1 protein-coding gene is annotated in these 1,145 nt (G+C 46.3%); it reads right to left on the bottom strand.

Annotation, left to right across the window (positions count from 1 at the left end):
- Positions 1 to 55 precede the first annotated feature (55 nt).
- Positions 56 to 1,042: an IS481 family transposase gene (locus DX909_RS29315; RefSeq protein WP_128548876.1), complete on the bottom strand. Its 987-nt coding sequence runs from the start codon at positions 1,040 to 1,042 to the stop codon at positions 56 to 58.
- Positions 1,043 to 1,145: the final 103 nt, after the last annotated feature.

Below are 1,145 nucleotides of genomic sequence, written 5' to 3'. Positions count from 1 at the left end.
TGTAGTGGCTCGTAAGAATGGGAATGGCTCTCCAAGAATAATGAATTAGATGAAGTTAAGAATTTTGTTGCTTTCGTTGCTTAGCCCATTGCACATCCCAATAATAGCTTTGATCCCGAATGTGCTCTTTGGCCGGATCAAACCGCAGAAACACCTCTTCCCAGGTTGGGGTGAGAGGTAGCAGTTCGTAGACTATATCCGCTGGGGTTTTTCCCTTCAAAGAACTGTGCGGACGCTGGAAGTTGTAGAAGGTTTGCCATTCAGCCAGAAGTTGACTCAAAGAAGGGTCCTTCAGGTTTTGCAAGGCATAGAACTCCTGCAAGTCGGTCTGTTGGGTTCGTTCTACTTTCCCATTCAGATGAGGAGATCGGGGTTTAATAGGCCGAAACTTAATGTGGTGATCATGTAACCAGTCCTGAAATAAGTAAGCAAAAAACTCTTGGCCTCGGTCTGTTTGGATACGTTGGAATGGAAAAGGCATTTTAGAAATGGCATACTTCAAGAAATCAACTGAGTTTGCTGCCGTTCGCCGACTATAGAGTTTGACCACTTTATAGCGTGAACAGTCATCGATAGCTGTGTACTGGTACATCCCATTCATGATCTTGCAAACGTCCATTTGAATGCGGTCACCAGGAATCGGCCGGGCATAGCGTTTGAAGGCTTTAGGTTTACGAAAGCGCTTTAAAGGGGGTAAAGGCAGTCGGCGTAGTACTCGCCCGATGGTGGCTGGCGAAAGCTTTAAACCATGGTACTGCAGCAGGTAGCAAGCAATCCGAAGCTTACCATAACGTCGTTGTACCCGTACCTGATAAATTAGTTGCTCATCTTCATCCGTCACTTTCAACCTGGCCAGGCGGTGAGGTCGCCGAGACCGCTCAATCAATGATTCAGGTCTGGGATCTATTCGATAGCGATTCACCCATCGGTGTAGGGTAGACCGACCAATTCCACAACGACGGGCCGCCACACTTATGGAGCCACAAGATTGATAGATCTTGATCCAACCCATACGGGTGTGGATCTGGTGCTGAGAGTCCATAAGAACAAGAGAGAAAAGGGTTACACTTAATTGTAATTTACCCAGAAAACCATCTCATTCCCAGCTATATTAAGAAGTATCAATTGTCTTGACCGTTCACATT

This window comes from Larkinella soli, from assembly GCF_003703975.1.
Lineage (GTDB): Bacteria > Bacteroidota > Bacteroidia > Cytophagales > Spirosomataceae > Larkinella > Larkinella soli.
Note: the sequence above shows the minus strand (reverse complement) of the source record. Positions and strands in the feature narration are given on the sequence as shown.